We start from the raw sequence: 26,222 nt of genomic DNA, 5'->3' as shown, positions 1-26,222 counted from the left end.
GGTCCACATGGCAGATCCAGGTCAGGTTTCAGCACCCTCTTGGAATCACTGCCATCCCGGCCACTCAACCCTGCCTCAGCCCCTTATCGGACGGGCTCTAAGCGATAAGGAACTCTCAGATATATGGGCCTATTCTTCCTCCCATATCTATCCAACGAGCAAAGAGGGCTACAGGGCCTTCTACAAGCTGATCTGTGATACGGCAGACCAGCATGTGCGAGGCGTTCTGCCCAAAAGGGTCAGGGTCATACCCGACCTGTGAGGCTGTCCCTCGCAAGGCTGCGACGATCGATTGTCCAAGGGGCCAATCCCTGCGCCCGAGCCGAGGGGCGGAGCCCGTCCTTCGCGCCGCGCCACCTTCAGGGGTCTCGCCCCTGAAGACTCCAACCCAAGGGACCGGGTCCCTGGGGATCCCCGGATGAGCCGCTCATACGACATCCGGGTGCTCCCTTCGGGATGGCGGATGTCGCCTTCGCTCAAGCGCCGCGCGGGCTTGCTGAGACCGCCTCCGGTCCGATCAACCGGACGCGGTATCAGAGGGGCCGACGCACGCGAGGCGCGGCATCGCCGATCCGCCTTGGCGAGGTTCCTGCAGGGGTATAATCCCGTCGGCGGCGAACCGGTCGGCTCGGGTGTCGGCGCCGTCGCCCCTCAAGGATACCGGGAGCCGCCCTTGGCCACCATCATCCCCGTCGCCTCCTTCGACTGCGTCGTGTTCGGCGCCACCGGCGACCTGACGACCCGCAAGCTGCTGCCGGCCCTGTTCTACCGCTTCCAGGACGAACAGATCCCGGAGACGAGCCGCATCATCGGCGCCTCGCGCACCGCGATCTCGGCGGAGGAATTCCGCGAGCGGGCGCGCGACGCGATCAAGCGCTTCGTGCCGCCGCAGGACATCCGCGAGGGCGCCCTGGACGGCTTCATCGCGCATCTCGACTACGTGCACGTGGACGGCGCGGGCGAGGAGGGCTGGAGCGCGCTGGCCGCGCTGCTGGCCGAGCGGCCGGACCAGGTGCGGCCCTACTACCTCGCCACCTCGCCCGACCTCTACGGCCCGATCTGCCGCAACCTCGCCAAGCACGGGCTGATCGGCGAGAAGTCCCGCGTCGTGCTGGAGAAGCCGATCGGCAAGGACCTGACCTCGGCCCGCGCCATCAACGACGCGGTCGGCGAGGTCTTCCCCGAGCACCAGATCTTCCGCATCGACCACTATCTCGGCAAGGAGACGGTGCAGAACCTGCTGGCGCTGCGCTTCGCCAACACGATCTTCGAGCGGCTCTGGACCGCGGACGTGATCGACCACGTCCAGATCACAGTGGCCGAGACGGTGGGCGTCGAGGGCCGCGCCGGCTACTACGACAGATCGGGCGCGCTGCGCGACATGCTGCAGAACCACCTGCTGCAGCTCCTCTGCCTCACCGCGATGGAGAGCCCGCTCAACCTCGACGCCAACGCGGTGCGCGACGAGAAGCTGAAGGTGCTGCGCGCCCTCAAGCCCATCACAGCCAACGATGTTCAGCAGGTGACCGTGCGCGGCCAGTACGGCGCCGGCGCCGTCAACGGCCAGCCGGTCGAGGGCTATCTCAAGGAACTGGACGGACCGAGCCGGACCGAGACCTTCGTCGCCATGAAGGTCGAGGTGCAGTCCTGGCGCTGGGCCGGCGTGCCTTTCTACCTGCGCACCGGCAAGCGCATGCCGCAGAAATTGTCCGAGATCGTGGTGCAGTTCCGCGCCTCGCCGTTCTCGATCTTCCCGGAGGAATCCTTCGGGCGCGAGCCGAACCGCCTCGTCATCCGCCTGCAGCCGCAGGAGGGCATGAAGCTCGAGGTGATGACCAAGGATCCGGGGCCCGGCGGCATGCGCCTGCGTCCGACCAACCTCGACATCTCGTTCGAGGAGACCTTCAAGCAGCGCTACCCGGACGCCTACGAGCGCCTGCTCATGGACGTGGTGCGCGGCAACGCCACCCTGTTCATGCGCCGCGACGAGGTCGAGGCGGCCTGGGCCTGGGCCGACGGCGTCCTGAAGGCCTGGGCGGACCGGCCGGAGACGCCCCGCCCCTATCCCGCCGGCACCTGGGGGCCGACCGCGGCGATCGCCCTGATCGAGCGCGACGGCCGCACCTGGCACGAGGAACTGCGATGAAGCGGACCGCCCTCGTCCTCGCCCTGTCGCTGGTCGCGGGGCAGGCCGCGGCCCAGCCGCGTCCGGACGTGACGACGATGACCTGCGCCGCCGCCCAGGCCCTCGTCGCCCGGTCCGGCGCCATCGTCGTCACCACGGGCCCCGCCACCTATTCCCGCATCGTGGGCGATGTGAGCTTCTGCACGATCGAGAAGTCGACCCGGCCCGACTACGAGCGCACCCGCGACGTGGCTGATTGCTTCGTCGGCTATCGCTGCGTCGATCCGTTCTCGGAGGGCCGCGACGGGCCCTGACGCCACGACCGTCAGGGCGCCTCCACGAGCCGGATCTGCGGGGCCTGCCTTGGCAGGGCGTCCGCGGTCGGCGGCGCGCAGCGGGTCCGGTTGCGGCCCGCCGCCTTGGCCTCGTAGAGGGCGGCATCCGCCTGCGCGTACAGGGCTTCCGGTGCCACCGACCCGGATGCGCCGGGCGGCGCGACCGCCATCCCGACGCTCACCGTGACCGATCCGGCCGCGATCCCGGCCGAGGCGACGGCGACCCCCGCCGCAGCCTGGTGGATCCGCTCGGCGACCCGGAACGCGCCGGCCGCGTCGGTCGCGGGCAGGAGCACGGCGAATTCCTCGCCGCCGACCCGGCAGACGAGATCCTCGGGCCGATGGACGGCGGCGCTGAGGCCTCGGGCGAGCCCCTTCAGCACCGCATCGCCGGCCGCGTGGCCGTGGCGATCGTTGATGCGCTTGAAATGGTCGGCGTCGACCAGCAGGAGGGCGAACGGGGCCGCGCCGGGATGGTCGCAGACCCCCGCGAGATCCGTGTCGAACCGGCGCCGGTTCGGCAGGCCGGTCAGCCCGTCGGTGAGCGAGAGCCGGGCGAGCGTGTCCTCGATCGCGGCGCGGCGGCGCAGCTCGCGCCCGAACAGCACGGCGAGGCCGGCGGTCAGGCCGCCGAGGAGCAGCATCGTGCCGCCGATCACCACCGCCTTGCCGCGCCACTCCGCCTCGACGTCGTCCGCGCCACGGGCCACCGTCGCGATGAGCGGCGTGTCTCCCACCGGCCTGAAGGCGTAATAGCGCCGGACACCGTCGCGGATTCCGACCGCGGTGAAGCCGCCCTGGCGCTCCCGCAGGACCCGGTTGAAATTCTCGCTGCTGGCGAGGCTCGCGTTGATGTCGCTCTGGACAAAGGGATGGCGCATCAGGCGGATCCCGTCCCTGCGCAGGAGGCTCACCGCCCCGTCCCCGCCGAGATCGACGGAATCGAGCAGGGTCGCGAGGTAGGACAGCTTCAGCGTGGCCAGGACCACGCCGCCGAAGGAGCCGTCCGGCTTGTCGATGCGCCGGCTCAGCCCGATCATGTCGACCCCGGAGAGCCGCGAGCGGAAGGCCTGGCTGATGTACAGGCCGGTATCGGACCGGTCGCGCTGGATCCGGAAATAGTCGCGGTCGGCGAAGTTGCCTCTCGGCAACGGCCGGCCCAGGGAATCGGCGACGAGGTCGCCGTGCTCGTCGAGCACCACGATCATCCCCAGATCCCGCGCCGTCGAGGTCCGGTGGAACAGGAGGTGCCGGCGCATGTCGGGATTGGCCTGCGCGATGCCGGGCAGGCGCAGGTTCTCGATCACCGCCTGCAGCGAGAGATCCAGGATCTCGATGTTGCGGCCGATATCGTTCTCTACGAGGCGCAGGAGATTCTGCGCGCTCTGCTCCGCCTTGTCCCAGGCCTCCTGCCGCAGCTGCATGAGCATCCCTCCCGACAGGACCAGCATGCCGAGGGGCGCGAGGATGCCGAGCAGAACCCAGACGCGGGTCGACGGCAGGCCGCCGGCAAGGCAGCGCGGCAGAAGCATCGGAAACCCCTTCGCGGGCGCCCGGGCCGGCGCGCGGCTTCGACCGAGCGGCGCTTGGGCAGTCCCAGTCATGCGCGCGTCTTAAAACGCCGACCGACCTAACAAAATCTATACAGAAATAGATTCTTCCAGGGATCTATTGCGGAGCAGAAATTTTATTCTACCTCGCCAGGTTGCAATCCATCCGGCGAATACCCGATCCCGTTGTGGCGGGATGCGATCTCCTCGTGGCCCGGAGATGGGGCGTGCCCATCGAACGGCCAAGCTGCCCGATTCCGGCCCGTCCGGCTCCTTGTTGCGGCCAAGTCCGTTCCCGATCCTGCCGATGCGGGTGATCGCTTCCCATCGAGTGCGGGCGGCGCCCGCGCGAAGGGGCTTGTCCATGTCCGATCCAGACGCCGTCCGCCTGCAGCTCTCGGTCGCCGCGACCCTGTGGGAGATCGCAGCCGTCCGCAACGAGCGCGAGGCACCGCGGGTCAATGCCGCCCGCCGCTATCTCGGCGCGGTCCACGGTGCCAGCCGCCTGCGCAAGCGCCTGGAGCGGGACGACCGCTCGGCCTGATCCCGAACGGTCCGGATTCCCGAAGGACCGCCCCTTCGGAACCGGGGCGGAACGCCGTCAGGCCGCCGCGTCCCAGATCTCGCTGATCGGACGGCCGTCCTTCTCGAGATGGGCGCGCAGCACCACGTCGCCGGCCGGCAGCGGCTCGGGCGGCTGCCACTCCACATAGATCCGCCAGCCGCCGGTCTGCGGCACGAAGGCCGCCCCCGGCTCGACCATGGTGCCGGCCCCCGCCGAGACCACGGCCGTCACGCCGTCATCCTGCGCCTTCGGCAGGTTCGGCCCCTCGAAATCGATGGCGTAGAGCCGCCGCTGCGGGCTCGGCGGCTCGGTCGGGCGCAGGCGCTCGGCCGAGCCGACCCGGGTCGAGACCACGCGGGCAAGATCGCCGGGCAAAGCCTCGGTCGGCTCCGCGCCGACCGTGGTCAGGCGATAGGCGAAGCGCAGCGGCGTGCCGGGCTCCGCGGGCGTGGCCGGCACGAAGGCCGCCACGATGTTGTCCATGTATTCCTCGCGCGAGGGGATCTCGAAGAGCTGCACCGCCCCGTCGGCGAAGGGGCCGGCTTGCCGCGGCGAGGCCCCGCTCGCCACCATCTCGGGGCCCGGCGCGCCCTCCGTGGGCTCGATCCACAGGCCCGGCCGCGCCTCGTGGCGGGCCTCGACGTCGAGATAGGCGGCAAACGTCCGCTCGCGCTGCATCAGGCCGAAGCCCTTCAGCGGCTGCGCCCGGAAGGCCGAGATCTGCGGGCTCGGCCGCCCGTTGACGAGGGGGCGCCAGAGCCGGTCCGTGGCGGTGCGGACCGCGAGCCCGTCCGAGTCGTGCACCTGCGGGCGGAAATCGTCGAAGGCTTGCGCGTTACGGGCGCCCGGCCCGCTCTGCCCGTGCAGGAACATGCTGGTGAGCGGCGCGAGGCCGAGCCGGTCGATCCGCCGCCGCGGATGCAGCGAGGCGGTCACCGCGATGCGCGCCGGATCGCCGGGCGTGATCTCGAAGCGGTAGGCGCCGGCCACGCTCGGGGAATCGAGGAGCGAGAGCACGCTGATGCGGCGCGCCTCGGGCTCCGGCTCGCAGATCCAGTGGGCCACGAAGTCCGGGAATTCCTCGCCCTCCGGCGCGCCGGTGCCGATGGCGAGACCGCGGGCGGAGAGGCCGTATTCCTGCCCATCCCCGCGCAGGCGGAAATAGGAGGCGCCGAGGAAGACCAGGAACTCCTCCTGGAAGCCGGGCACGCGCCCCTTCGGCGCGTCCGAGAAGGCGTAGTGCAGGCGGAAGCCCGCGAAGCCGAGATCCGGCGCAAAGCTCTTGCCGGCGAGGTCCTTGCCGAGGTCGAACAGGCGCGACTCGTAGGGAACGGGCTGCGGCGCCCCGGTGCGCGGCTGCACGAAGAGCCGCACGCGCTTCTTCTGCAGGAAGCCGCGGTGGAAGAGCTGCGCGCTGAAGTGCCGCCCGAGACGCAGGGACTCGGCGGGGCGGAAGACGATGCGGCGGTAGCCGTCGTAGGAGAGGCCGGCGAGCGCGGGCGGCAGGTCATCCGGCTGGGGCGCGTAAGCGGCGGCGGCGAGGCGCTGCGCCTGCTCGACCACGCCCTCGAACGTCATGGCGGCGGCCTGGGAGCCGGCCTGGGAATCCTGTGCCATCGTTCTGGCGGTATTCAGGTCGATGGCGCTAGGGACAATCGCACCGGCAATAGCGGTCGCGGCCGTCCGAAGAACCGATCGACGGGAAGGGGAACCCGAACTGCTCAGGTGCGGCGTCTCGCGCCGCTCCGATCCCAGCCCTTCGCCTCGCTCAACGGCGTCCTCGTTCATGCGGTCCCTCGATCCTCGATGGCGGCCGGATCGTCTCCACGTCGAGTTCCACGCGCCATGTCCACCACACCGATGCCGCATGAGACACAGGCGGTCGAGGCCCGCGCAGCGGACCGCGCCGCACGGGTCGGCGCCTCTATCGAGGCTTGGCACGGCGAGGACAAGGGTCCCGGCCGGGGGAATTTCGGTCCTGCCAGCCGCGTCCTGCTGCTGCGCCGCCTCGCCCTGGCGCTGCCGACCCTCGCCACGGCGGCGGCCGTCGCGGCGCTCGCGGCCTCCGCCTATCCGGTATCCGGCTGGCTCGGCGGCACGGTGCTCGGCCTGTTCTGCGTGCTGATGGCGTGGCAGTCCTTCACCGCCTGGCAGTATCTCTACGGGCTGATCGCGGCCCTCCTCGGCGACCGGGCCAAGTCGGTGCTGGAGCAGCGCTCGGCGGGGGCGGTGCCCGCCCCGAGCGGTCGCTCGCGCACCGCCGCGGTGGTGGCGATCCACGCCGAGGACGCGGTGGCGGTCTTCGCGGCCCTGCGCGTCATGGCCCGCTCGCTCGCCCGCGAGGGCGCCGAGGACATCGACCTCTTCGTCCTCTCCGACACCCGGGACGGCGCCATCGCCGCGGTGGAGGAGCACGAATTCGCCCGCATCCAGGCCTGGCGTGAGAGCGCGGGCCCGGGCCTGCCGCAGGTGCGCTACCGCCGCCGCCGCGAGAATGTCGGCCGCAAGGCCGGCAACATCGCCGAGTTCTGCGAGACCTACGGGCACGAATACGACTTCATGATCGTGCTCGACGCCGACAGCCTGATGACCGGCGCCGCCATGCGCCGCCTCGTCGGGATGATGGAGGAGAACCCGCGCGTCGGCCTGATCCAGACCGTGTCCTACGCGGCCGGCCGCGACACCCTGTTCGCGCGCATCCAGCAATTCGCGGTGCGCCTCTACGCGCCGCTGGCCCTGCGCTGCCTGGAGACCTGGCAGGGGCCGGACGGCAGCTACTGGGGCCACAACGCCATCCTGCGCGTCGAGGCCTTCGCGAACAACGCCGCCCTCCCCGTCCTGCCCGGGCGCGCGCCGCTCGGCGGCGAGATCCTCTGCCACGACATCGTGGAGGGCGCGCTCCTACGCCGCTCCGGCTGGGAGGTGCGCCTGCTGCCCGAGATGGGCGGCACCTGGGAGGAGATGCCGACGAACCTCGTCGACCTGCTCGGGCGCGAGCGGCGCTGGTGCCAGGGCAACCTGCAGCACCTCTCGGTCCTGCCCTGGAAGGGCCTGCGCGCGGCGAGCCGCTGGCACCTCGCCACCGGCATCCTCGCCTACCTGATGCTGCCGCTCTGGATCGCCTTCCTCGGCCTCGGCACCTGGCTCGCGGCCCGCACCGGCGATCTCGGCCTCCTCGGCTACGGTCTCACCGGCGCGGGCGCGGCCGCCCATGCCCTCGCCGCCGTCACCGTGCTCGTGCTCGCCCTGCCGAAGGTCCTGAGCCTCGGCTACGTGCTGGCCTCGCCCCGGCGCCGCGCCGAGTTCGGCGGCACCGGCCGGCTCCTGGCGAGCGCCGCCCTGGAACAGGCGATCTGGGTGATCCTCTGGCCGGTGATGACCCTGTTCACGGCCGCCGCCGTGGTCTCGACCTTCTTCGGCCGGGTGGTGCGCTGGGATACGCAGGCGCGCGACGATCGCCGCGTGCCCTGGTCCGAGGCCTTCCGCCTCCAGGCGGACGCTGTGGTGGTCGGCGCGGTGCTGACGCTCGGCCTCATCCTCGCCGGCGATCTCGTCCTGGCCCTCTGGATGGCGCCCCTCGCCTTCGCGCTCGTCACCAGCCCGGCCCAGAGCATGCTGACGAGCAGCGCCGGCCTCGGCCGTCTCGCGCGGCTGCGCGGCCTGTTCCTCACGGTGGACGACACCGCCCAGGCCCCGGAACTCGCCGAGTTGCATCAGAGCCGCCTGCCGGCTCCGGCACCGCAGGCCGCCCGCGAGGCGCAAGGGGCGGTCTGGCTCGCCGCCGACGAGGCGTAAGGAACGGTCCGGGCCGTCCTATTTCTGCTCCAGCACCTGGATCGGGTTGGTGCGCTGGCTTGCCGAGGGCTCCTGCGTCAGCGCGCTCGCGCCGCCCGAACGCTCCCTCGGTGCCTGGGTCGCACCCTTCGGCGAGCCGGGGCCACCGACGGCGGTGCCGTCCGAGCCGGTCTGGGTCGGAACCGTGCCGCTCGCGAGTTCGAGGCAGGTCACCATCTCGACATAGGATGGGTAGCCGCCGGCCTTGAACTGGCTCTGGCACTGCATCTTGGCCGCCGCACTGTAATCGCCCCAGCGGCGCTGGGCCTCCTGCTTGGCCTCGCGCTCCGAGCGCATGCAGCCGTTGCGGCTCTCCTCCTCCGTGGCGCTGGAGCCGATATTGACCCGGCCCGCCGAGGCGCAGGTCTTCTCGATGTCGAGCTCGGGCACGGCGTCGGCGCGGGCGGCGAAGCTGCCGAGGAGGACGAGCACGAGGGCTCCCGGCAGGACGGTTCGGATCTGTGCCATGGTCGGGCTCCGGCAGAGATAGGCGTCCGGCCGAGCGGCCGGAGCGTGAATCTGCCGGCACAACGCGCCTGCGGCCCGATCGTCGCCGGAGCGGGGTGAAATTCCGCCGCTCCTGCCCGACATCCCGCGATCACAGGATCCTGTCGGCGTTAACCCTGCCCGCCCCGGGCCGGGCTGCACGGGGGAGCCTTCGGGCAGCTGCGCCGTTGTCGCGCATGCCCAGGCTCACGACGCTCTCCCTGCTCGCCCTTCTCGCGACGCCCCTGCCGGCCTCCGCGGCGAGCTTCCCCTGCGACAAGGCGGAGACGCCCGACGAGAAGGCGGTCTGCGCGACCCTCGCCCTCAACGACCGCGACGTCGAGATGGCCACCCGCTTCGACATCCTGAAGGAGGTGCTGCCAATGGGCGGCCGCTCCAAGATGCAGGATGATCAGGAGGCGTGGCTGAAGGACCGCCGCACCTGCGGCGGCGAGGTCGCCTGCCTGCGCGACCTCTACGACGCGCGGCTCAAGACCCTGCGCGGCCTGCTCTCGGAATTCGCCAAGCAGGGGCCGTAACGGGGCCGCTCAGCCCGGGAGCCGTGCCAGAAGCCGCTCGGCGAGCGGATTCTCCGCCGCGAAGGCGTAGTCGATCCGGCGGACGCTGATGGCCCGGGCGCCGGCCCGGACGAGGGTATCGGCGAGGTCGAACACCGCCGCCTCGGGACAGCGCAGCACGATCTCGCCGTCGATCCCGCACGGGGCGCCGTAGGGCAGCTCGGCCTCGTGCTCCGCCGCGATCGAGGCGAGGTCGATCTGGCCCGTCTCCGGCAGGCCGGCGCGCACCTCGCGGGTGGTGCGGGCACGCTCCTCGGCGCTGATCCGGCCCATCACCGCCCGGAAGGCCGTGCGCTGCGTCTCGCCCCAGGGCGCGTTGAGGGAGGCGACGAGGTTCGCCTCGGAGCGCAGGATGATGCCGTCGTCGAGGATCTTGAGGGCGTTGGCGGCGAGCGTCGCGCCGGTCGTCGTGATGTCCACGATGATCTCGGCCGAGCCCGCGGCCGGCGCGCCCTCGGTGGCGCCCAGGCTCTCCACGATGCGGTAGTCGGCGACCCCCTTCTCGGCGAAGAAGCGCCGGGTCAGGTTCACGTATTTGGTGGCGATGCGCAGGCGCTTGCCGTGGCGCGCCCGCATCTCGGCCGCGACCTCGTCGAGGTCGCTCATGGCGCGCACGTCGATCCAGGCCTGGGGCACGGCGACGACCACGGTGGCGTTGCCGAAGCCCAGCGGCGTCAGCAGCTCGACCTGGCCCTTGGCGTCCGGCAGCGTCTCGCGGATCAGGTCCTCGCCGGTGATGCCGAGATGCGATGCACCGGAGGCGAGCTGGCTCGCGATCTCCGAGGCCGAGAGATAGCGCACCTCGACATTCGGCACGCCGACGAGCTTGCCGCGGTAGTCGCGCGCGCCGGACCCTTGCGCGAGCTTCAGGCCCGCGCGGGCGAAGAAGGCGTTGGCGTTCTCCTGCAGCCGGCCCTTCGAGGGCACGGCGAGGACGAGAGGCCCCTCGGAGACGCTCACCGGCCCGCTCCCACGACACGATCGACCCAGAAGGTGCAGCCGACGGCGGGCTGCGGCGTGGCGCTGCCGAGATGGGTGAGGAGCCCGTCGTAGCGCCCACCGCCGACGAGGGTCGGCCTGCCCTCCCCGCCGGTGATCTCGAAGATGAAGCCCGTGTAGTAGTCGAGGTTGCGCGCGAAGGCCCCGCTGAAGCGGAAGCGGTCGAGGGGCAGGCCGCGGGCGGCGATGAAGCCGTTGCGCTCCTCGAACAGGTCGAGGGCGGCGTCGAGCGCGGCATGGCGGAGGCCGGCCTCCCGGACCAGATCGCGCAGGGCACGCGCGGCGGTGTCGGGATCGCCCGCGATGGCGCGGTAGCGGTCGACCAGGGTGCGGTTCTCGGCGTTGAGCCCGGCCCCGCCGCTCGCCTGCGCGGCGGCCTTGGCGAGGAAGCGCTCGGCGATCTCGCCGGCGCTGCGGCCGCCCACCGCGGAGATGCCGGCGATGGCGAGCACGTCCTCCACGAAGGCGCGCACGCCGCGCGGGTCCTGGCCCTGGATCGCCGCGAGCAGGCCCGCATGCGGGTCCTCGGGCAGGGCCGCGTTGACGACGCCGTCGAGTGACCGGCCGGCGGCGAGCGCCCGGAGCGTCCGGCGCTTGGCGGCGGGCGGCACGGCGAGCCCGTCGAGGAGCGCCACCGTCAGGCCCATGTCGCCCAGCCGGACATGCGGCTCGGCATGGCCGAACAGGGCGAGCCCTTCGAGGGCGATGCCGAGCACCTCGGCGTCGGCCGCCGGGATGTCGGGGCGGCCGATCGATTCGATGCCGGCCTGGAGGAACTCGTCGGGCTCGTCCGCCGCGAGGCGGAAGACCGGTCCGAGATAGCTGTAATCGGCGCTTGCGCCGCCGGCCCGGGCCTGGTGCAGGCGGCAGACCGGGATCGTGAATTCCGGCCGCAGGCACATCTCGGCGCCGGCCACGTCCTGCGTCACGAAGATGCGCCGGCGGATGTCCTCGCCGGACAGTTCCAGGAACGGCTCGACCGGCTGGAGCACGGGCGGCGTCACGCCGGCATAGCCGGCTGCCGTCAGATGCGCGAGGAGCCGCGCCTGCGCGCCGCCATCCGCCCCCGCATTCCCTGCCTCCGGTCGTGTCATGCGCTCCACTCGCCCGTTTCCGGCGGCTCTGTAGCAACCGGGGGGCGGCTTGGCGACTGCCGACGCATGCGCGGGGGGCGCCGATCGCGAAAGCTGGTCAACGGCTTCGGGCGGTCAGCGGCGCATCGCGTCCATGCGCAGCCCGTGCTGGGGCCGCACCGTGACGCGCTGCACCGGGATCACCGGCGGATGGTCGGCGGGCAGCGCGAGGCGGACGGCGCGGACGACATGCGCCAGCACAATCACCGCCTCCTGCAGCGAGAAGCTCTGGCCGATGCAGACGCGCGGTCCCGCCCCGAAAGGCAGGTAGGCGAAGCGCGGGATCGCCTCGCGCGCGGCCCCGAGGAAACGCTCCGGCACGAAGGCCGCCGGATCCTCCCAGAGCGCCCGGTGGCGGTGGAGCACGTAAGGGGACACCATCACCACGGAGCCGCGGGGCACCTTCACCCGCCCCAGCCGGTCCTCCTTCAGGGCCTGCCGGCTGAGGATGGCGGCGGGCGGGAAGAGGCGCAGGGCCTCCTCGATCACCGCCTTGGCGAAGGGCAGGCGCTCGATCGCGAAGCGGCCCTCCGCATCGGCCGCGGCCTCCACCTCCGCCTCCAGCCGCGCCAGGGCAGCGGGGTCCTGCGACAGGCAGTAGAGCGCCCAGGTCAGCGCGTTGGCGGTGGTCTCGTGGCCGGCGGCGATGAAGGTGACGATGTTGGCGCTGACGTCGAGGTCGGAGAGGCCCTCGCCGGTCTCCGGGTCCTGCGCGGCGAGCAGCAGCGTCAGCAGGTCCTGCGGCGCCTCCCCCGCCGCCATGACGGCGCGGCGGCGCGCGATCAGCGCCTCCACGATCTCGGCGAAGTAGCGGATCGCCGGCCGCGCCCGCAGCCGGCCGATGCGCGGCACGAAATCGGGCACGCCGAACACGTCGAGCGGATCGATCGGCCCGACCGATTCGAGGAAGCGGGTGATGGCGCGCGCCAGCGCGTCCGGATCGTTCTGCGGCCCGTTCGTGAAGATCGTCCGCTCCAGCACGTCGAGGGTGACGCGGGTCATCTCCTGGGCCACGTCGATCCGGGTGCCGGCGCGGCGGACGAGGCGCCGGGCGAGACGCTCCCCGGCCGCGTTCATCGCCGCCTCGAAGCCGCGCACGGTGCGGGCCGAGAAGATCGGCGCGAGGGTGCGGCGCTGCAGGCGCCACGCCTCGCCCTCCGCCGTCAGCAGGCCCTCGCCGAGGCCCGGCGCCAGCACGCGGCGCTGCAGGTCGTCCTTGCGGTAGGCCCCCGCATTCTCGACGAGCACGTGCCGGATGAGGGCGGGCTCGCTCACCACGGTGATGCGGCCGAGCACGCCCTCGGCAGCCACGAGCGGCGCGGTGAAGTGAGCCTCCATCCAGGTGGCGAGGGGGTTGGCGCGCACCGTCTTCAGGAATTCGAGCAGGCCCTGCGGCCGGCGCAAGGGGGCCGGCACGGGCGGGCGGAAGCGGGCGGAGAACGGGTTCTGCGGCGCGGATGCGAGCATCGGCTGGCGGCTCCGGGGCGGTCCTTACCAGGGCGACCTACAGGTCGCGGAGTTTGTCAGGGCGGCTGCGCGGCGCGTTCGCGTTTCCGTCCCGCCTTCGCTAAGTAGGTGCCGCACTGCACCAGACGTAGAGGCCACGATGTCGCCCACCGAGACCGCCACCCGCACGGAATCCGATACGTTCGGCCCGATCGAGGTCCCGGCCCACCGGTACTGGGGCGCGCAGACCCAGCGCTCGATCCAGAACTTCAAGATCGGCACCGACCGGATGCCGGCCCCGCTGGTGCACGCGCTCGGCCTCGTGAAGCAGGCGGCGGCGCTGGTGAACAAGGATCTCGGCGGCCTCGACCCGAAGGTCGCCGACGCGATCGCCGAATCGGCCGCCGAGGTGGTGGCGGGGCGCCACGACGACGAGTTCCCGCTGGTCATCTACCAGACCGGCTCGGGCACGCAGTCCAACATGAACGCCAACGAGGTGATCGCGAGCCTCGCCAACGAGCGGCTCGGAGGCAAGCGCGGCGGCAAGTCGCCGGTCCATCCGAACGACCATTGCAACCGCGGCCAGTCCTCGAACGACGTCTTCCCGACCGCGATGCACATCGCGGTGGCCCGCGAGATCCAGGAGCGCCTGCTGCCGGCGCTGTCCCACCTGCACGGGGCGCTCGACGCCAAGGCCCAGGCCTTCGAATCGATCGTCAAGATCGGCCGCACCCACCTGCAGGACGCGACCCCGGTCTCGCTCGGCCAGGAATTCTCCGGCTACACCGCCCAGGTCGCGCTCGGCGGCGCGCGCGTCGCCGCGACGCTGCCCGGCGTGCTGGCGCTGGCGCAGGGCGGCACCGCGGTCGGCACCGGCCTCAACGCGCATCCGGAATTCGCCGAGCGGTTCGCGGCCAAGGTCGCCGAGCTGACCGGGCTGCCCTTCACCTCGGCCGAGAACAAGTTCGAGGCGCTCGCCACCCACGACGCGCTCGTGTTCACGCAAGGCGCGCTCCAGGCGCTCGCCGCCGGCCTGTTCAAGATCGCGCAGGACATCCGCTTCCTCGGCTCGGGCCCGCGCTCGGGCCTCGGCGAATTGTCGCTGCCGGAGAACGAGCCCGGCTCCTCGATCATGCCGGGCAAGGTCAACCCGACCCAGTGCGAGGCGCTGACCATGGTCTGCGCCCAGGTGATCGGCAACGGCACCACGGTGAGCTTCGCCGGCTCCCAGGGCAATTTCGAGCTCAACGTGTTCAAGCCGGTGATCGCCAACGCCGTGCTGCAATCTGTGCGCCTGCTCGCCGACGCCGCGATCAGCTTCACCGACAATTGCGTGGTCGGCATCAAGGCCAACGAGGACAAGATCGCCGACCTGATGAGCCGCTCGCTGATGCTCGTCACGGCGCTCGCCCCCACGATCGGCTACGACAAGGCCGCGGAGATCGCCAAGACCGCCCACAAGAACGGCACCACCCTCAAGCAGGAGGCGCTCCGCCTCGGCTACGTCACCGAGGAGGAGTTCGAGCGCGTGGTGCGCCCGGAGACCATGCTGGCCCCCAGCGCCGAGGCGTAAGAGGAGACATCCGGCCGGCGCGAGGCTCGCGCCGGCCTTGAACGGGAGGCGGATGCGATGGGTGAGGTCATCAACCTGCGCCAGGCCCGCAAGGCACGCGAGCGCGCCGCGAAGGAGGCCCAGGCGGCCGAGAACCGCGTCGCCTTCGGCCGACCCAAGAAGGCCAGGACCCTTCAGGAGAAGCGCAAGGTGCTCGAAGAGACGCGCCATGAAGGCCACCGCCTCGAGCGGGACGAACCCGAGGCGTGAGCGGCATCCGCAAGCGCTCGGTGATGATCGCCGGGCACCCGACCAGCGTCTCGCTGGAGGAGCCGTTCTGGGAGGCCCTGCGCGCCGTCGCCGTGGCCCGCAGCCTTTCGGTCCAGGCCCTGATCGGGGCGATCGATGCGGGGCGCGGGGGCCAGAACCTGTCCTCGGCGATCCGCGTCTTCGTGCTGGAGGCGGTGCGCGCGCCCGCCGCCGTGCAGGCCGCAGGGGATGTCGCGCGGATCGATTGATCCGACCCGGTCGCCGTCGATCCCCCGCCCCACTCGCGGGGAGAGGATGCGATGCCGACCGAAACGATCCCCCCGAAGCGATCACCCCGAGGTGATCACCCCCGGCGCGGCATGAGCCGTTCCGGCCGTCAGCGCGCGAGGGCGGCCGCGACCTGCGCCCGGATCGCCTCCGGGTCGGCGAAGCGCAGGCGCACGGGCAGGATCCGGGCGCCGAACCCGGCGGGCAGGCGCACGGCGTCCTTCTCGGTGGTGACGAGATCCGCACCGAGCCGATCCGCCTCGGCCGTCAGCGCCGCGAGATCGCCCGCGCCATAGGCGTGGTGGTCGGGGAAGGGACGGGCGGCGGCGATCTCCGCGCCGCAGGCGGACAGGGTCGCGAAGAATTTCCGCGGCCGGCCGATCCCGGCGAAGGCCAGCACGCGGCGGCCGGCGAGCCCGGCGCCCTCCGGCTCCAGCACGGCCCGGTGCACCGGCAATCCCCGCGCCTCGGCCTCCGCGGCGACCCGCTCGCCCGGCTCGCCCGAGCCGACGAGGATCAGCCCGGCGACGTGGCGCCATTGCCGCGCCAGCGGCGCGCGCAGGGGGCCGGCCGGGAAGGTCCGGCCGTTGCCGACCCCGCTGCCGGCATCGACCACGGCCAGCGCCAAGTCCTTGGCGAGGCCGGGATTCTGCAGGCCGTCATCCATCACCACCGCGTCGGCGCCGGAGGCGGCGCAGAGGCCGGCTCCGGCCGCGCGGTCGCGGGCGACCACCGCGGGGGCGAGGCGGGCCAGCAGCAGCGGCTCGTCGCCCACATCGGCGAAGCCGTGGCGGGCCGGATCGACCAGGACCGGGCCGGGAAGCCGCCCGCCATAGCCGCGGCTGAGGAAGGCGGGCGCCCGCCCGAGGCCGCGCAGGATCCCGGCCAGCGCCAGGGCGGCAGGCGTCTTGCCGGCGCCGCCCAGGGTGAAGTTGCCGAGGCAGAGGACCGGGCAGGGCCCGGGCCGGCCCGGCCGGTCCATCCGCGCGGCCGTCATCCGGCCGTAGAGCGCGGCGGCCGGCGCCAGAGCCAGGGCGGCGGGGTGGTTCGGCGGGCCGTCCCAGAAGGCGGGCGGGCGCATCAGCCCTGCAAGGCCGCGAGCTTCATCTGCGCCACGAACGGGTCGAGCACCGCCAGCGTCCGCGTCACAGCCCCCTCGAAGGGGCGCAGCGCTCGCTGCCCGGCCTCCGCGACGGCGCGGGCGCGGGCGGGCTCGGCGAGGAGGTCGCCGAGGCTCGCGGCGAGCTCGCGCCCGTCGCTCACCGCCAGTGCGCCGCCGGCCGCGTCGAGGGCGCGGTAGACCTCGGCGAAGTTCTGGATGTGCGGCCCGTGCAGCACCGCCGCATCGAGGCGCAGGGGCTCGATCGGGTTCTGGCCGCCGCGCGACACCAGCGAGCCGCCGAGGAAGGCGACGGGGCTGAGACGGTAGAACAGGCCGAGCTCGCCCACCGTGTCGGCGACGTAGACGTCGACGCCCGGATGCGGACGCCCGCCCGCCGCGCGGCGCGCGCTGCGCAGGCCAGCCTCCGCGGCCCGCGCCGCCGCCTCCGGCCCGCGGCCCGGATGGCGCGGGGCGATCAGGGTGAGGAGATCGGGGAAGCGGCTCTTGAGCTGCGCGTGGGCGGAGACCGCCGCCACCTCTTCGCCGGCATGGGTGCTCGCCGCGATCCAGACGGGCCGCTCGCCGATCATCTCGCCGAGATAGGCGAGTTGCTGCCGGTCGGCCGGGGGCACGGCGGAATCGTATTTGAGGTTGCCCGCGACGCTCACCCGCGGCGCGCCGAGGCGGGCGAAGCGGGCGGCGTCGTCCTGCGTCTGCGCGAGGCAGATCGCGATGCGCGCGAGCAAGGCCTCGGCGGTGCGCGGCGAGCGCTCCCAGCCCCGGAGCGAGCGCTCCGACATCCGGCCGTTCACCAGGATCAGCGGGATCCCGCGATCGTGCAGGCCGAGGATGACGTTGGGCCAGATCTCCGATTCGGCCACCAGCGCGAGGTCCGGCTGCCAATGATCGAGGAAGCGCCCGACCCAGCGCGGCGCGTCGAGGGGCATGTACTGGTGCACGGCGCCCGCCGGCAGGCGCGTGCCGATCAGCTCGGCCGCGGTGCGCGTGCCCGTGGTGACCAGCACCGAGAAGCCGCGAGCGATCATGCCCTCCACCAGCCCGACCAGGGAGAGCGCCTCGCCGACGCTAGCCCCGTGCATCCAGACGAGGGGCCCCACCGGGCGGGCCCGGCCCGGCAGGCCGCGGCGCTCGGACAGGCGGCGCGGATCCTCCTTGCCGCGGCGCGCGCGCCAGGCGAGGAGCCCCGCCACGGCCGGCTCGCCGAGGCGCAAACCCGCCCGGTAGGCCCGGAGTGGCAGCGTCAGGGGCGGAGCCCTCACGCCGCGGCCTCGCGCCAGCGGGCGCCGACCCGATCGGGCCGGCCGACCAGGGTGTAGGCCCGGTCGTGCACGCGGTTCATCTCGACCTCCAGGCGCAGGCGCAACGCCTCGAACGCGTCGGGCTCGACCTCGCGCGGCACCAGGATCGGCTCGCCGAACACCACGGCGCCGCGGCCGAAGGGCAGGCCGAGGCAGGCCCGGTCCCAGGAGTTGAAGCGCAGGTGCCGGCTCGTCACCACGGCGACCGGCACGATCGGCCGGCCGGAGAAGCGGGCGAGCGTGAGGATGCCCGCATCGGCGCGGCGCGAGACCTTCGGCACGTCGGCGCTGAAGGCCACCGTCTCGCCGGCCTTCAAGGCCTTCAGCATGGCGCGCAGGCCCTCGGCGCCACCCTTGGCACGTGCGTCCCGCACGGCACGGCCCCGCGCGCCCGAGGCGCGGATCACCCGGACGCCCATCCGGGTCAGGGCGATCGTGTTGATGTTGCCGTCGGGGTTGCGCGAGATGATCGTGGCGATCCGGTCCTGCGGGCGGCGCGCGAAGGACACCATGATGTGCTGGCCGTGCCACATGCCCGCGATGAAGGGCGTGTTCCGGTCGAGTGCGGCATCGGCATCCGCGGGCTCCACCGTGAACCGGTTGGTGCGCCGGACGAGGCCGAGATAGCCGGCCGCGACTGCGCCGAGCAGGGACTGGACCGCCGGCAGGCGGATGATGCGTTTGGCGAGGCTCATGTCGCGCGTCTGTGGCCGGTGTCGCGGGCCAATCCGTCCGCGTCGGTCGGCAGGTCGGCGGGGCTGTCTACCCCCGGCCGTATCCCAGGCGCAACCGATGCACGGGCGCACCGCATCGTCCCGGGGCTCTTGTTTGGAATGATTCCATGATATAGATTGGAACCATTCCAGGAAGGATCACGGATATGGCGGCGGGTATGGAGGGTGGCATCGCCCTGAACGATGCGGCGGAGCGGCACCGGGCCTTCGTGCTGCGCTACGTGCAGCCGGGCCTCGCGGGGCTCATCGACGGATCGGTCTCGACCCTGGCGCCGATCTTCGCCGCCGCCTTCGCCACGCAGGCGAACGGGCCGACCTTCCTCGTGGGCCTCGCCGCCTCGATCGGCGCCGGCATCAGCATGGGGCTGACCGAGGCCCTCTCCGACGACGGCCAGGTGACCGGCCGCGGCGATCCCCGGATGCGCGGCCTCGTCTGCGGCGCGATGACGGCGCTCGGCGGCCTCGGCCATACGCTGCCCTACGCGATTCCGGATTCCTGGCCGAACGCCTTCTGGCTCGCCACGAGCCTCGCGATCCTCGTGGTGGCGGTGGAGCTGGTGGCGATCGCCGCGATCCGCACCCGCTACATGGCGACGCCGTTCGGGCGAGCCGCGCTGCAGGTGCTGGTGGGCGGGGCGCTGGTGCTCGTTACGGGAATGCTGATCGGCAGCGCGTGAGCGCGGGGCGACGGGCAGCCGCTTGACGCGCGGGCCCGGAGCCGCGATGCGCTGGCCCCGATGACGGACACGCCCTTCCGCCTCGCCCATCTCAGCGACCCGCATGTGGGGCCGCTCTCGCGCCCGCGCCTGCGCCAGCTCCTCGGCAAGCGGGCCACGGGCTATGCCAACTGGCGCCGCGGCCGCTCGCGCAGCCACGACATGGAGGTGCTCGCGGCCCTGGTGGCGGATCTCCGCGCCCAGGATCCCGACCACATCGCCTGCACCGGCGACCTCTGCAATATCGGCCTGCCGAGCGAGTGGGAGACGGCCCGCGTCTTCCTGGAGGCGCTCGGCGCGCCCGGGGCCGTCAGCTTCGTGCCGGGCAACCACGACGCCTATGTGCGCGGCTCGCTCGAAGGCCTGCTCGCCGCCTGCGATGGCTGGACCGCGGACGATGGCGGGCTCGGCGGCTGCTTCCCCTATCTGCGGCGGCGGGGGCCGCTCGCCATCATCGGCCTCTCGACCGCGATCCCGACCAAGCCCTTCGTGGCGAGCGGACGCCTCGGACCGGCGCAGATCGCCGCCGCCGAGGCGGTGCTGCGGGCGCTCGCCACGGAGCCCGGCCGGCCCTGCCGGGTGGTGCTGATCCACCACCCGCCCCATCCGGGGGGCGCCCTGCCGGGGCGCGAACTGACGGATGCGAAGGCGCTCGCCGCGATGATCGCCCGGACCGGGGCGGAGCTGATCCTGCACGGCCACAACCACGTCACCAGCCTCGCGGCGCTCACCGGCCCGAACGGGGTGCCGGTGCCGGTGGTCGGCGCCTCCTCCGCCTCGGCCCGGCCCGGCGCGCACGGCCCCTCGCCGGCACGGCGGGCGGCCTACCTGCTCTTCAGCTTCGTGCGGGAGGGGGGGCGGCACGTCATCACGGCGCGCCAGCGCGGGATGGATCCCGACGGGAACGTCGCCGATCTCGGCGCGCTGGCACTGGTCTGATGCGGGCCCGAGGCCCGGCTCGGATGCGGGCTCGAGGCCCGGCTTGGGCGGCTCAGTTGCCAGCCGCGAGCAGGCCCTGCTGCTGGCGGGCGATGCTGGCCTCATAGCGCTCCGCCTGGAGCCGGGTGAGGCCGGAGATCAAGGCAATCGTTCCGCGATAGACAGTATAGGTTCCGTCCTGGGTCGGGGTGACACGAATCATCTCGGACATCGGAGCCATCCTGCGTTGATTGTCGTTGGGATGCGGATTTTATCTTTCCAAAACGCGGCGCCTTGAGACGAAAGTCTTCCTTTCGGTTCGTTTCTGCTCGAAACATGGGTTGCAAGTTCGGGACGTTAACTGAACGGATGCCCAACGCAAGGGGCCAGACCGATCTCTACCTAAGTATTTGTTTTGCGTCGCAGCATGCTGTCGACAGCATTGAATGCTATCTTTGAGGAAGCCGGATGACGGCTTTTCGGTCCCCGGATCGGGGCTCGGCGCGCCGCCCCGCATACGCGGCCGCGCTTCCATGGCGCGGCGCAGTCGCACAGATGTCTACAGGGCGACCTCGATCAGGAACGGCCCGCGCTGCGCCAGCGCGTGGCGGAACACGTCGATGAAGGCGGCAAGCGTCTCGACGCGGCGCGCCTCGACGCCGTAGCCGCGGGCGAGGCTGACCCAATCCACCGGCGGATCGTCCAGCGTGAGCATGCCGAGGGCCTTCGGGCCCGGGTTCAGCGCGCCGACATTGGCGAGCTCGCCGCGCAGGATCGCGTAGGCGCGATTCGACCAGATCAGCGTCACCACGTCGAGGCGCTCGCGCGCCTGGGTCCAGAGGGCCTGGGCGGTGTAGAGGGCGCTACCGTCGGCCTGCAGGTTGACGACCTTGCGGTCGCGGGCCGCGAGCGCCGCGCCGGTGGCGAGCGGGATGCCGACGCCGATCGAGCCGCCGGAGAGCTGGAGCCAGCTATGGGGCGCGGCCCCGTGGGTGGCGGCGAAGAAGTTGCGCCCGGTGGTCAGCGATTCGTCGCAGATCACCGCCCCCTCGGGGATCAGGGCGCCGAGCACCTGCCCGATCGCGTCGTCCTCGAGGCGGCCGGAGCCCGGCAGCGTGGGGCGCGGCACGGCCGGCAGCGCCAGCTCGGCCGGCGCGCCGACCGCCTCGGCCAGGCGCTCCAGCGCCTCGATCTGGTCCTCCTCGGGCGTGGCGAGGGTCAGCGTCTCGGCCTCCTCGTGCGTCAGCACGCTCGGCTTGCCGGGATAGGCGAAGAAGCCCACCGGCCGGGTGGCGCCGACGAGGATCACCCGGCGATAGGGCGCGAGCGCCGCGATGGCCTGGTCGATCGGATAGGGCAGCCGCTCGATCGGCACGGATCCGGCGCCGCGGTCGATCCGGGCATTGGCCTGCATGGCCATGAGCTTCGCGCCGGTCTTCGCCGCGATGCGGGCGGCGATGCGCTTGCCCTCTCCGCGCACGGCGCGGTCGCCGAGGAACAGGAGCGCCGGCTCGCCGCTCGCCAGCGCCTCCGCCGCCTGCCGCACGGCATCGTCGGCGGCCCGCGCCCGCTCCGGGATCGCCGGCACCGGCGCAATGCCGCCGCCGGGCTCCCAGGCGGTGTCGGCGGGCAGGATCAGGGTGGCGATGCCGCCGGGCGCCGTGCGGGCGGCCGCGATGGCCGCCGCCCCGTCCCGGCCGATCTCGGCGGCGCTGGTGCCGGTGCGGGTCCAGGCCGAGACGGTGCCGGCGAGCGCCTCGATGTCCGAGGTCAGGGGCGCGTCGTACTGGCGGTGATAGGTGGCGTGCTCGCCGACGATGTTGACCATCATCGAGCGGGCGCGCCGGGCGTTGTGGAGGTTGGCCAGCCCGTTGGCGAGGCCGGGCCCGAGATGGAGCAGGGTCGAGGCCGGCTTGTCGGCCATGCGGGCATAGCCGTCCGCCGCGCCCGTGGCGCCGCCCTCGAACAGGAACAGCGCGCAGGCCATGCCCTCGACCCGGTCGAGGGCGGCCACGAAATGCATCTCCGAGGTGCCGGGATTGGTGAAGCAGACCTCGACGCCGCCCGCCACCAGGGTGCGGACGAGGCTCTCGGCGCCGTTCATCGAGTCGGACAAGGCTCAGGTTCTCCGCCGGTCGAGCCCTCATGGTGATGCGCAAGCGCGCGCCGGCAAGCCCCGGGCACCGCCGCAGCCCTGCGCCGCCCGCAAGGGAATCCGGCGCGGGACTTGCGGCCAAGCATGAGTTGCCGCCCGCGCGTGCGCCGCGCCGGAGGCACAGGCCTGCCCTCACGAAACTCGGGCCTGCCCGAGATCCGCTTGCCCGTACCCAAGTCGGGCCCGTCCCAAGTGTGGGGAGAGGGGGCCCGCGCCGGATCCGGACAACGGTGGAGAGCCGGAACCGCGCCCTCCCTCCCCCCTCTGCGGGGGAGGGAGGGCGTGGCGGCAGGGCAAAAAGACCCGCCCTAAGACAAAAAGCTTGACACGCGAGAACAAAACACGTACATCGCTGGCACGCGCTGTCCCGCGGCGCGACGGGTCCTGCAACCCGCCGCGCCGCGCGCAGGGAGCCCGGGCCGCCTGACCACGGCCCGGGTCGAGGACAGCGCAGCGGTTCCCGCGTCGCCGGCCGGTCAGCCGGCGCCCCGGGCGCCTCTGCGCGACACAGGGCCGTTCTCGGCGCCAGCCCGGACGAACACGGGACAGCGCCGATAGTCCGGCCTGCACGAGGAAGTTGGAACCGATGCCGGGCCCAATACGAGGCCTGGTGCACGACGCTTCAAGTCTGCCGGGGTGAGGCTGGGAGAGCCGGGTTACGGCAGCCACGCAGCCCGCCACGATCGGGGTCGATGCAGGTGGAAAGAGACCGCGACGGACAAATCGGGCGAGGCCGGCGCATCACCGCCCCCTCGTCCGCGGGACGCCGGGGAACTCGGTATCCGTACGCACATCATTTGGGTTCCGCGGCGTCCCGCGTCTCCCGCCTCCAGCCAAGCCTCCGGCGCCAGCGGCGCGCGGAGCCGAAGGCGCGTGGACGTCCGGGTGTCGAGAGAGGTCACCCCTCTCGCGGGGCCGGGCAGAGCCCGGAACCAAGCCGGCGTGCCTTGTCCCCGGCGAGCGACTGGCACCAGCGCCCGCAGGCGGCTATCTCGGTGTGAAGCAGGAAGGTGCCCATGGCGCACGACGATCACGACCATCATCACGATCACGCGCACGGCAGCGAGCTCTCGCCGATCGAGGCGCGGGTTCGGGCGCTCGAATCGATCCTGGTCGAGAAGGGCTACGTCGATCCGGCCGCCCTCGACGCCCTCGTCGAGATGTACGAGACCAAGGTCGGCCCGCATAACGGCGCCCGTGTCGTCGCCCGCGCCTGGACCGACCCGGATTACCGGGCGCGGCTTCTCGCCGACGCGACGCCGGCCATCGCCGAACTCGATATCGGCGGGCGAGGCGGCGAGCACATGGTGGTGGTCGCAAACACCCCCGAGACCCACAACCTCGTCGTCTGCACCCTGTGCTCCTGCTATCCCTGGCCGGTCCTCGGCCTGCCGCCGGTCTGGTACAAGGCGCCGCCCTACCGGGCGCGGGCGGTGAGCGACCCGCGCGGGGTGCTCGCCGAGTTCGGGGTGAGCCTGCCGGAGGCGACCCGCATCGCGGTGTGGGATTCCACCGCCGAGACCCGCTACATGGTCCTGCCCATGCGCCCCGCCGGCACCGAGGGCTGGGACGAGGCGGCTTTGGCCGCCCTCGTCACCCGCGACGCGATGATCGGCACCGGCCTTCCTCGGCTGCCGGGCGAGGTGGCGGCATGAACGGCGCGCAGGATCTCGGCGGCATGCACGGCTTCGGGCCGGTCCGGCCGGAGGCGGACGAGCCCGTCTTCCACGCGGATTGGGAGCGGCGCGTCTTCGCCCTCGCCCTCGCCATGGGCTTCACCGGCACCTGGAACCTCGACGGCTCGCGCGCCGCCCGCGAATCGCTGCCGCCGGCCGAGTACCTCGCGTCGAGCTACTACGCGATCTGGCTGAAGGCCCTGGAGAAGCAGGTGGCCGAGCACGGGCTCGCCACGCCGGAGGAGATGGGCAGCGGCGTCTCCGCCGGGCCGGGCCGGCCGGTCGCGCGGGTGCTGACCGCCGACATCCTGGGCCCGCGCTTCCGCGCCGGCTTCCCGAGCGACCGGCCGGCGCAAGCGCCCGCCCGCTTCGCGGTGGGCGACACGGTCCGCGCCCGCAATATCCACCCGAAGGGCCATACCCGCCTGCCGCGCTACGTCCGCGGCCATGTCGGCCGGGTCGAGCACGTGCACGGCGCCTTCGTCCTGCCGGACACCAACGCGGTGGGCGCCGGTGAGAACCCGCGCTGGCTCTACACGGTGGGCTTCGCCGCGTCCGAGCTGTGGGGCCCCGACGGCGACCCGAACCAGCGCGTGATGGTCGAGGCCTTCGAGCCCTATCTCGATCCGGAGGCCGCGTGAGCCTCGCCGATCCCGGCCCCTTCGCCGCCCCCTGGGAGGCGCAGGTCTTCGCCCTCGTCGTCTCCCTGCGCGATGCCGGGCTCTTCACCTGGTCCGAATGGGCGCAGGCGCTCGGCCGGGCGATCCGCCCCGAGGACGATGCCGAGGCGCCCGCCGATTACGGGCGCTGGCTCGCGGCCCTCGAAGGGCTGCTCGCCGAGCGCGGCATCGCCCTGCCGGAGGGCGTGACGGAGCGGAGCGACGCCTGGATCCGGGCCGCCGCCGCGACCCCGCACGGCCAGCCGATCCGCCTGGAGAACGACCCGCTGCGCGGCTGAGGGATGGAGGGATCCGCGAGATTCCCGCTCCCCGCGCGGGACATATCCATCTGCCCAATGCCTCCAAAGCTACCGTGCGGGTCCCCATCTCTCCGGTCTGTACATCCCGTACGGGAGAGGGGCCGCCCCGGGGCAATCGATCCCATCAATTGGATTTGATGCAGGTGATGACCCCGTCGATCCCCTTCTCGATCTCGTCCTGAGGTGCCGCAGCAGGGCAGAGACCTCGAAGGGGCCCTCCAGCGAACACCAGGGCTTCTGGAGGCCTCCGAGGCCGCTGACGCGGCGCCTCGGGATGAGGTGGCGGATGGGACGAACGGAATCGCGGTGAGACCGGCCGATCCCCCTGAACAGGCTCTCATACGACATCCGGGTGATCTCTTCGGGATGGCGGATGTCGCCTTCGCTCAGGCGCCGCGCGGGCTTGGCCGAGACCGCGTCCGGTCCGATCAACAGGACGCGGTCTCAGAGCGCAGCCCGCTCGGCGCGCGACAATTTCCGGCTGACGAAGGGGGAGCCGGCGAGGAGGAAGCGCCACGGCGTCTCGGCGCCGCGGGTGATGCCGATGCGGCGGCCGGCCTCGACCGCCACGGGCGCCCTGCGCGGCTCGAACCGCAGGGGCGCCCGGTCGAGCGGCCAACCGTCGAGGGCGTCGGTGACGCCGAGCGCCTGGCACAGGCGGCCCGGCCCAGCGCAGAGCAGGCGCGGCTCCGCGGTTCCGCGGCGCGCCGCCATCGCGGCAAGGCCCTCCGTCGGCTCGATCGCGCGGATCAGCACCGCGCTGCCGGGCTCGCAGACGAGGTTGAGGCACCAGTGCAGGCCGTAGGAGCGGTAGATGTAGGCGTGGCCCGGCGGCCCGAACATGCTGGCGTTGCGCCGGTTCGGCCCGGCGAAGCTGTGCGAGGCCGGGTCGGTGCGGTCGTAGGCCTCCGTCTCCACGATGAGGCCGCCCGTCTCCCCGACGAAAAGGCGCGCGCCGATCAGCTCGGGCGCGACCGCGGCGGCGCCCCGCGCGAAGAAGGACGTCGGCATGCGCGGAATCGGTTCGTCCATGCCGACGCGGGCGCTACTTCGCCGGCACGACCTGGCCGCGGATCTCGCCGCCCGGATTGGCCGCCGTGTGGACGTTGAAATAGAGCTTGCCGGCGGCGAGGTCGGCCGCCTTCGCCTCGTCGAGGGTCGCCGAGCCGGAGAAGGGGCTGGCGGGCGCCGGGGCCGGGACGAGCACGCCGGCATTCTTGCCGGGCTCCGCGGGCCCGTGGAAATGCGCCGCCGTCGCCGGCCCGGTCAGGCCGCTATAGCTGCCCTTCCAGCTGAGCTGCCGGCTCGCCGGGTCGTAGGTCGCGGTGACCTCGCCGCTGCCGGTGCTGGTGTTGGCGGGCACCTCGTTCGAACCCTTCAGCTCGGCCCGATAGGTCGCTTCGCCCGCGGCCTGGGCCGAGACGAGCGAGGCCAGCAGGGCCAGGGCGGCGACGCCGCTCCCGAATGCACGGATCATGGGAAC

At 72.5% G+C, this 26,222-nt stretch carries 25 protein-coding genes and 1 pseudogene; 13 read left to right on the top strand and 13 right to left on the bottom strand.

Translation table 11 applies throughout. The features are described from left to right. Window positions 1-673 precede the first annotated feature (673 nt). Window positions 674-2,146, top strand: a complete 1,473-nt coding sequence (gene zwf / locus MTDSW087_RS06995; protein WP_144762022.1) for a glucose-6-phosphate dehydrogenase — start codon at window positions 674-676, stop codon at window positions 2,144-2,146. Then, window positions 2,143-2,439 carry a hypothetical protein gene (locus tag MTDSW087_RS06990; protein ID WP_144762019.1) on the top strand — a complete coding sequence of 99 codons (297 nt, stop codon included), beginning with the start codon at window positions 2,143-2,145 and terminating at the stop codon, window positions 2,437-2,439. Before zwf ends, MTDSW087_RS06990 begins: the two co-directional genes overlap by 4 nt. Window positions 2,440-2,450: 11 nt before the next feature. Here the strand turns inward: MTDSW087_RS06990 and MTDSW087_RS06985 are convergent, their stop codons facing one another. Beyond that, window positions 2,451-3,992, bottom strand: coding sequence for a GGDEF domain-containing protein (locus MTDSW087_RS06985; protein ID WP_144762016.1), 1,542 nt, complete (start codon window positions 3,990-3,992; stop codon window positions 2,451-2,453). Between the two features lie 382 nt (window positions 3,993-4,374). Between MTDSW087_RS06985 and MTDSW087_RS06980 the strand changes: the two genes are divergently transcribed. Then, entirely contained in the window at window positions 4,375-4,554 is a 180-nt protein-coding gene (locus MTDSW087_RS06980; protein WP_144762013.1) for a hypothetical protein, read from the top strand. A 57-nt stretch (window positions 4,555-4,611) separates the two neighbouring features. On the opposite strand, the gene MTDSW087_RS06975 is transcribed toward MTDSW087_RS06980, so the two are convergent. Further along, window positions 4,612-6,153, bottom strand: coding sequence for an OpgD/OpgG family glucan biosynthesis protein (locus MTDSW087_RS06975; RefSeq protein WP_144762105.1), 1,542 nt, complete (start codon window positions 6,151-6,153; stop codon window positions 4,612-4,614). A gap of 267 nt (window positions 6,154-6,420) precedes the next feature. Between MTDSW087_RS06975 and mdoH the strand changes: the two genes are divergently transcribed. After that, window positions 6,421-8,370 (top strand): glucans biosynthesis glucosyltransferase MdoH, encoded by a 1,950-nt coding sequence (gene mdoH / locus MTDSW087_RS06970; protein WP_144762010.1) that lies wholly within the window; start codon window positions 6,421-6,423, stop codon window positions 8,368-8,370. A gap of 18 nt (window positions 8,371-8,388) precedes the next feature. Here the strand turns inward: mdoH and MTDSW087_RS06965 are convergent, their stop codons facing one another. Beyond that, on the bottom strand, window positions 8,389-8,877 hold the full coding sequence (locus tag MTDSW087_RS06965) for a hypothetical protein (RefSeq protein WP_144762007.1): 489 nt from the start codon (window positions 8,875-8,877) through the stop codon (window positions 8,389-8,391). Window positions 8,878-9,092: 215 nt separating this feature from the next. On the opposite strand from MTDSW087_RS06965, the gene MTDSW087_RS06960 reads away from it, so the two are divergent. Beyond that, window positions 9,093-9,434, top strand: coding sequence for a lysozyme inhibitor LprI family protein (locus tag MTDSW087_RS06960; RefSeq protein WP_144762004.1), 342 nt, complete (start codon window positions 9,093-9,095; stop codon window positions 9,432-9,434). Window positions 9,435-9,443: 9 nt separating this feature from the next. Here the strand turns inward: MTDSW087_RS06960 and hisG are convergent, their stop codons facing one another. From hisG to MTDSW087_RS06945, 3 genes are all read right to left on the bottom strand, one after another. After that, window positions 9,444-10,433 (bottom strand): ATP phosphoribosyltransferase, encoded by a 990-nt coding sequence (gene hisG / locus MTDSW087_RS06955; RefSeq protein ID WP_144762001.1) that lies wholly within the window; start codon window positions 10,431-10,433, stop codon window positions 9,444-9,446. After that, window positions 10,430-11,566 (bottom strand): ATP phosphoribosyltransferase regulatory subunit, encoded by a 1,137-nt coding sequence (locus MTDSW087_RS06950; protein ID WP_144761999.1) that lies wholly within the window; start codon window positions 11,564-11,566, stop codon window positions 10,430-10,432. The genes hisG and MTDSW087_RS06950 overlap by 4 nt, the downstream gene beginning before the upstream one ends. A gap of 114 nt (window positions 11,567-11,680) precedes the next feature. After that, entirely contained in the window at window positions 11,681-13,072 is a 1,392-nt protein-coding gene (locus MTDSW087_RS06945; RefSeq protein ID WP_144761996.1) for a cytochrome P450, read from the bottom strand. Between the two features lie 139 nt (window positions 13,073-13,211). Here MTDSW087_RS06945 and fumC point away from each other — a divergent pair, with 139 nt between their 5' ends. The 3 genes from fumC to MTDSW087_RS06930 are packed head-to-tail and all read left to right on the top strand — an operon-like array spanning window position 13,212 to window position 15,121. Then, window positions 13,212-14,624 carry a class II fumarate hydratase gene (fumC, locus tag MTDSW087_RS06940; protein ID WP_144761993.1) on the top strand — a complete coding sequence of 471 codons (1,413 nt, stop codon included), beginning with the start codon at window positions 13,212-13,214 and terminating at the stop codon, window positions 14,622-14,624. A 57-nt stretch (window positions 14,625-14,681) separates the two neighbouring features. Continuing rightward, window positions 14,682-14,873, top strand: a complete 192-nt coding sequence (locus MTDSW087_RS06935) for a DUF4169 family protein (RefSeq protein ID WP_144761990.1) — start codon at window positions 14,682-14,684, stop codon at window positions 14,871-14,873. Beyond that, entirely contained in the window at window positions 14,870-15,121 is a 252-nt protein-coding gene (locus MTDSW087_RS06930) for a ribbon-helix-helix domain-containing protein (RefSeq protein WP_280525254.1), read from the top strand. The genes MTDSW087_RS06935 and MTDSW087_RS06930 overlap by 4 nt, the downstream gene beginning before the upstream one ends. 128 nt (window positions 15,122-15,249) lie before the next feature. Here the strand turns inward: MTDSW087_RS06930 and lpxK are convergent, their stop codons facing one another. The 3 genes from lpxK to MTDSW087_RS06915 are packed head-to-tail and all read right to left on the bottom strand — an operon-like array spanning window position 15,250 to window position 18,256. After that, window positions 15,250-16,221, bottom strand: coding sequence for a tetraacyldisaccharide 4'-kinase (lpxK, locus tag MTDSW087_RS06925; protein WP_144761987.1), 972 nt, complete (start codon window positions 16,219-16,221; stop codon window positions 15,250-15,252). Beyond that, window positions 16,221-17,522 carry a 3-deoxy-D-manno-octulosonic acid transferase gene (locus MTDSW087_RS06920; protein WP_144761984.1) on the bottom strand — a complete coding sequence of 434 codons (1,302 nt, stop codon included), beginning with the start codon at window positions 17,520-17,522 and terminating at the stop codon, window positions 16,221-16,223. The genes lpxK and MTDSW087_RS06920 overlap by 1 nt, the downstream gene beginning before the upstream one ends. After that, window positions 17,519-18,256 carry a lysophospholipid acyltransferase family protein gene (locus MTDSW087_RS06915; protein ID WP_144761981.1) on the bottom strand — a complete coding sequence of 246 codons (738 nt, stop codon included), beginning with the start codon at window positions 18,254-18,256 and terminating at the stop codon, window positions 17,519-17,521. The genes MTDSW087_RS06920 and MTDSW087_RS06915 overlap by 4 nt, the downstream gene beginning before the upstream one ends. A gap of 224 nt (window positions 18,257-18,480) precedes the next feature. On the opposite strand from MTDSW087_RS06915, the pseudogene MTDSW087_RS06910 reads away from it, so the two are divergent. Together MTDSW087_RS06910 and MTDSW087_RS06905 are read left to right on the top strand one after the other, a co-directional pair. Beyond that, a pseudogene (locus MTDSW087_RS06910) lies at window positions 18,481-18,972 on the top strand (VIT1/CCC1 transporter family protein); the annotation flags it as partial. A 60-nt stretch (window positions 18,973-19,032) separates the two neighbouring features. Continuing rightward, window positions 19,033-19,950: a metallophosphoesterase family protein gene (locus tag MTDSW087_RS06905; RefSeq protein WP_144761978.1), complete on the top strand. Its 918-nt coding sequence runs from the start codon at window positions 19,033-19,035 to the stop codon at window positions 19,948-19,950. Window positions 19,951-20,002: 52 nt separating this feature from the next. Here MTDSW087_RS06905 and MTDSW087_RS30020 read toward each other — a convergent pair whose 3' ends face one another. Then, window positions 20,003-20,161, bottom strand: coding sequence for a hypothetical protein (locus MTDSW087_RS30020; RefSeq protein ID WP_186383758.1), 159 nt, complete (start codon window positions 20,159-20,161; stop codon window positions 20,003-20,005). Between the two features lie 327 nt (window positions 20,162-20,488). Further along, on the bottom strand, window positions 20,489-22,033 hold the full coding sequence (locus MTDSW087_RS06900; protein WP_144762096.1) for an acetolactate synthase large subunit: 1,545 nt from the start codon (window positions 22,031-22,033) through the stop codon (window positions 20,489-20,491). Window positions 22,034-23,100: 1,067 nt separating this feature from the next. Here MTDSW087_RS06900 and nthA point away from each other — a divergent pair. Genes nthA through MTDSW087_RS06885 form a run of 3 tightly spaced genes read left to right on the top strand, consistent with a single transcriptional unit; the run spans window position 23,101 to window position 24,718 of the window. Next, window positions 23,101-23,739 (top strand): nitrile hydratase subunit alpha, encoded by a 639-nt coding sequence (gene nthA / locus MTDSW087_RS06895; RefSeq protein WP_144761975.1) that lies wholly within the window; start codon window positions 23,101-23,103, stop codon window positions 23,737-23,739. Continuing rightward, a complete protein-coding gene (nthB, locus tag MTDSW087_RS06890) occupies window positions 23,736-24,401 on the top strand; it encodes a nitrile hydratase subunit beta (RefSeq protein WP_144761972.1) in 666 nt (221 codons plus the stop codon). Before nthA ends, nthB begins: the two co-directional genes overlap by 4 nt. Continuing rightward, window positions 24,398-24,718, top strand: a complete 321-nt coding sequence (locus tag MTDSW087_RS06885) for a nitrile hydratase accessory protein (RefSeq protein ID WP_144761969.1) — start codon at window positions 24,398-24,400, stop codon at window positions 24,716-24,718. Before nthB ends, MTDSW087_RS06885 begins: the two co-directional genes overlap by 4 nt. Before the next feature lie 465 nt (window positions 24,719-25,183). Here MTDSW087_RS06885 and MTDSW087_RS06880 read toward each other — a convergent pair whose 3' ends face one another. Next, window positions 25,184-25,750, bottom strand: coding sequence for a DNA-3-methyladenine glycosylase (locus MTDSW087_RS06880; RefSeq protein WP_144761965.1), 567 nt, complete (start codon window positions 25,748-25,750; stop codon window positions 25,184-25,186). A gap of 34 nt (window positions 25,751-25,784) precedes the next feature. Continuing rightward, complete coding sequence (locus MTDSW087_RS06875; RefSeq protein ID WP_144761962.1) at window positions 25,785-26,216, bottom strand: CHRD domain-containing protein; 432 nt, start codon at window positions 26,214-26,216, stop codon at window positions 25,785-25,787. Window positions 26,217-26,222: the final 6 nt, after the last annotated feature.

This window comes from Methylobacterium dankookense, from assembly GCF_902141855.1.
Taxonomy (GTDB): Bacteria; Pseudomonadota; Alphaproteobacteria; order Rhizobiales; family Beijerinckiaceae; genus Methylobacterium; species Methylobacterium dankookense.
The sequence above is the reverse complement of the archived record's forward strand: the minus strand, read 5'-3'. Positions and strand labels throughout refer to the sequence as shown.

Coding starts and splice junctions, on each gene's coding strand:
- MTDSW087_RS06990 (WP_144762019.1), top strand. CDS start 2,143: ATGAAGCGGACCGCCCTCGTCCTCGCCCTGTCGCTGGTCGCGGGGCAG.
- MTDSW087_RS06985 (WP_144762016.1), bottom strand. CDS start 3,992: ATGCTTCTGCCGCGCTGCCTTGCCGGCGGCCTGCCGTCGACCCGCGTC.
- MTDSW087_RS06980 (WP_144762013.1), top strand. CDS start 4,375: ATGTCCGATCCAGACGCCGTCCGCCTGCAGCTCTCGGTCGCCGCGACC.
- MTDSW087_RS06975 (WP_144762105.1), bottom strand. CDS start 6,153: ATGACGTTCGAGGGCGTGGTCGAGCAGGCGCAGCGCCTCGCCGCCGCC.
- mdoH (WP_144762010.1), top strand. CDS start 6,421: ATGTCCACCACACCGATGCCGCATGAGACACAGGCGGTCGAGGCCCGC.
- MTDSW087_RS06965 (WP_144762007.1), bottom strand. CDS start 8,877: ATGGCACAGATCCGAACCGTCCTGCCGGGAGCCCTCGTGCTCGTCCTC.
- MTDSW087_RS06960 (WP_144762004.1), top strand. CDS start 9,093: ATGCCCAGGCTCACGACGCTCTCCCTGCTCGCCCTTCTCGCGACGCCC.
- MTDSW087_RS06950 (WP_144761999.1), bottom strand. CDS start 11,566: ATGACACGACCGGAGGCAGGGAATGCGGGGGCGGATGGCGGCGCGCAG.
- MTDSW087_RS06945 (WP_144761996.1), bottom strand. CDS start 13,072: ATGCTCGCATCCGCGCCGCAGAACCCGTTCTCCGCCCGCTTCCGCCCG.
- fumC (WP_144761993.1), top strand. CDS start 13,212: ATGTCGCCCACCGAGACCGCCACCCGCACGGAATCCGATACGTTCGGC.
- MTDSW087_RS06935 (WP_144761990.1), top strand. CDS start 14,682: ATGGGTGAGGTCATCAACCTGCGCCAGGCCCGCAAGGCACGCGAGCGC.
- lpxK (WP_144761987.1), bottom strand. CDS start 16,221: ATGCGCCCGCCCGCCTTCTGGGACGGCCCGCCGAACCACCCCGCCGCC.
- MTDSW087_RS06915 (WP_144761981.1), bottom strand. CDS start 18,256: ATGAGCCTCGCCAAACGCATCATCCGCCTGCCGGCGGTCCAGTCCCTG.
- MTDSW087_RS06905 (WP_144761978.1), top strand. CDS start 19,033: ATGACGGACACGCCCTTCCGCCTCGCCCATCTCAGCGACCCGCATGTG.
- MTDSW087_RS30020 (WP_186383758.1), bottom strand. CDS start 20,161: ATGTCCGAGATGATTCGTGTCACCCCGACCCAGGACGGAACCTATACT.
- MTDSW087_RS06900 (WP_144762096.1), bottom strand. CDS start 22,033: ATGAACGGCGCCGAGAGCCTCGTCCGCACCCTGGTGGCGGGCGGCGTC.
- nthA (WP_144761975.1), top strand. CDS start 23,101: ATGGCGCACGACGATCACGACCATCATCACGATCACGCGCACGGCAGC.
- nthB (WP_144761972.1), top strand. CDS start 23,736: ATGAACGGCGCGCAGGATCTCGGCGGCATGCACGGCTTCGGGCCGGTC.
- MTDSW087_RS06880 (WP_144761965.1), bottom strand. CDS start 25,750: ATGCCGACGTCCTTCTTCGCGCGGGGCGCCGCCGCGGTCGCGCCCGAG.
- MTDSW087_RS06875 (WP_144761962.1), bottom strand. CDS start 26,216: ATGATCCGTGCATTCGGGAGCGGCGTCGCCGCCCTGGCCCTGCTGGCC.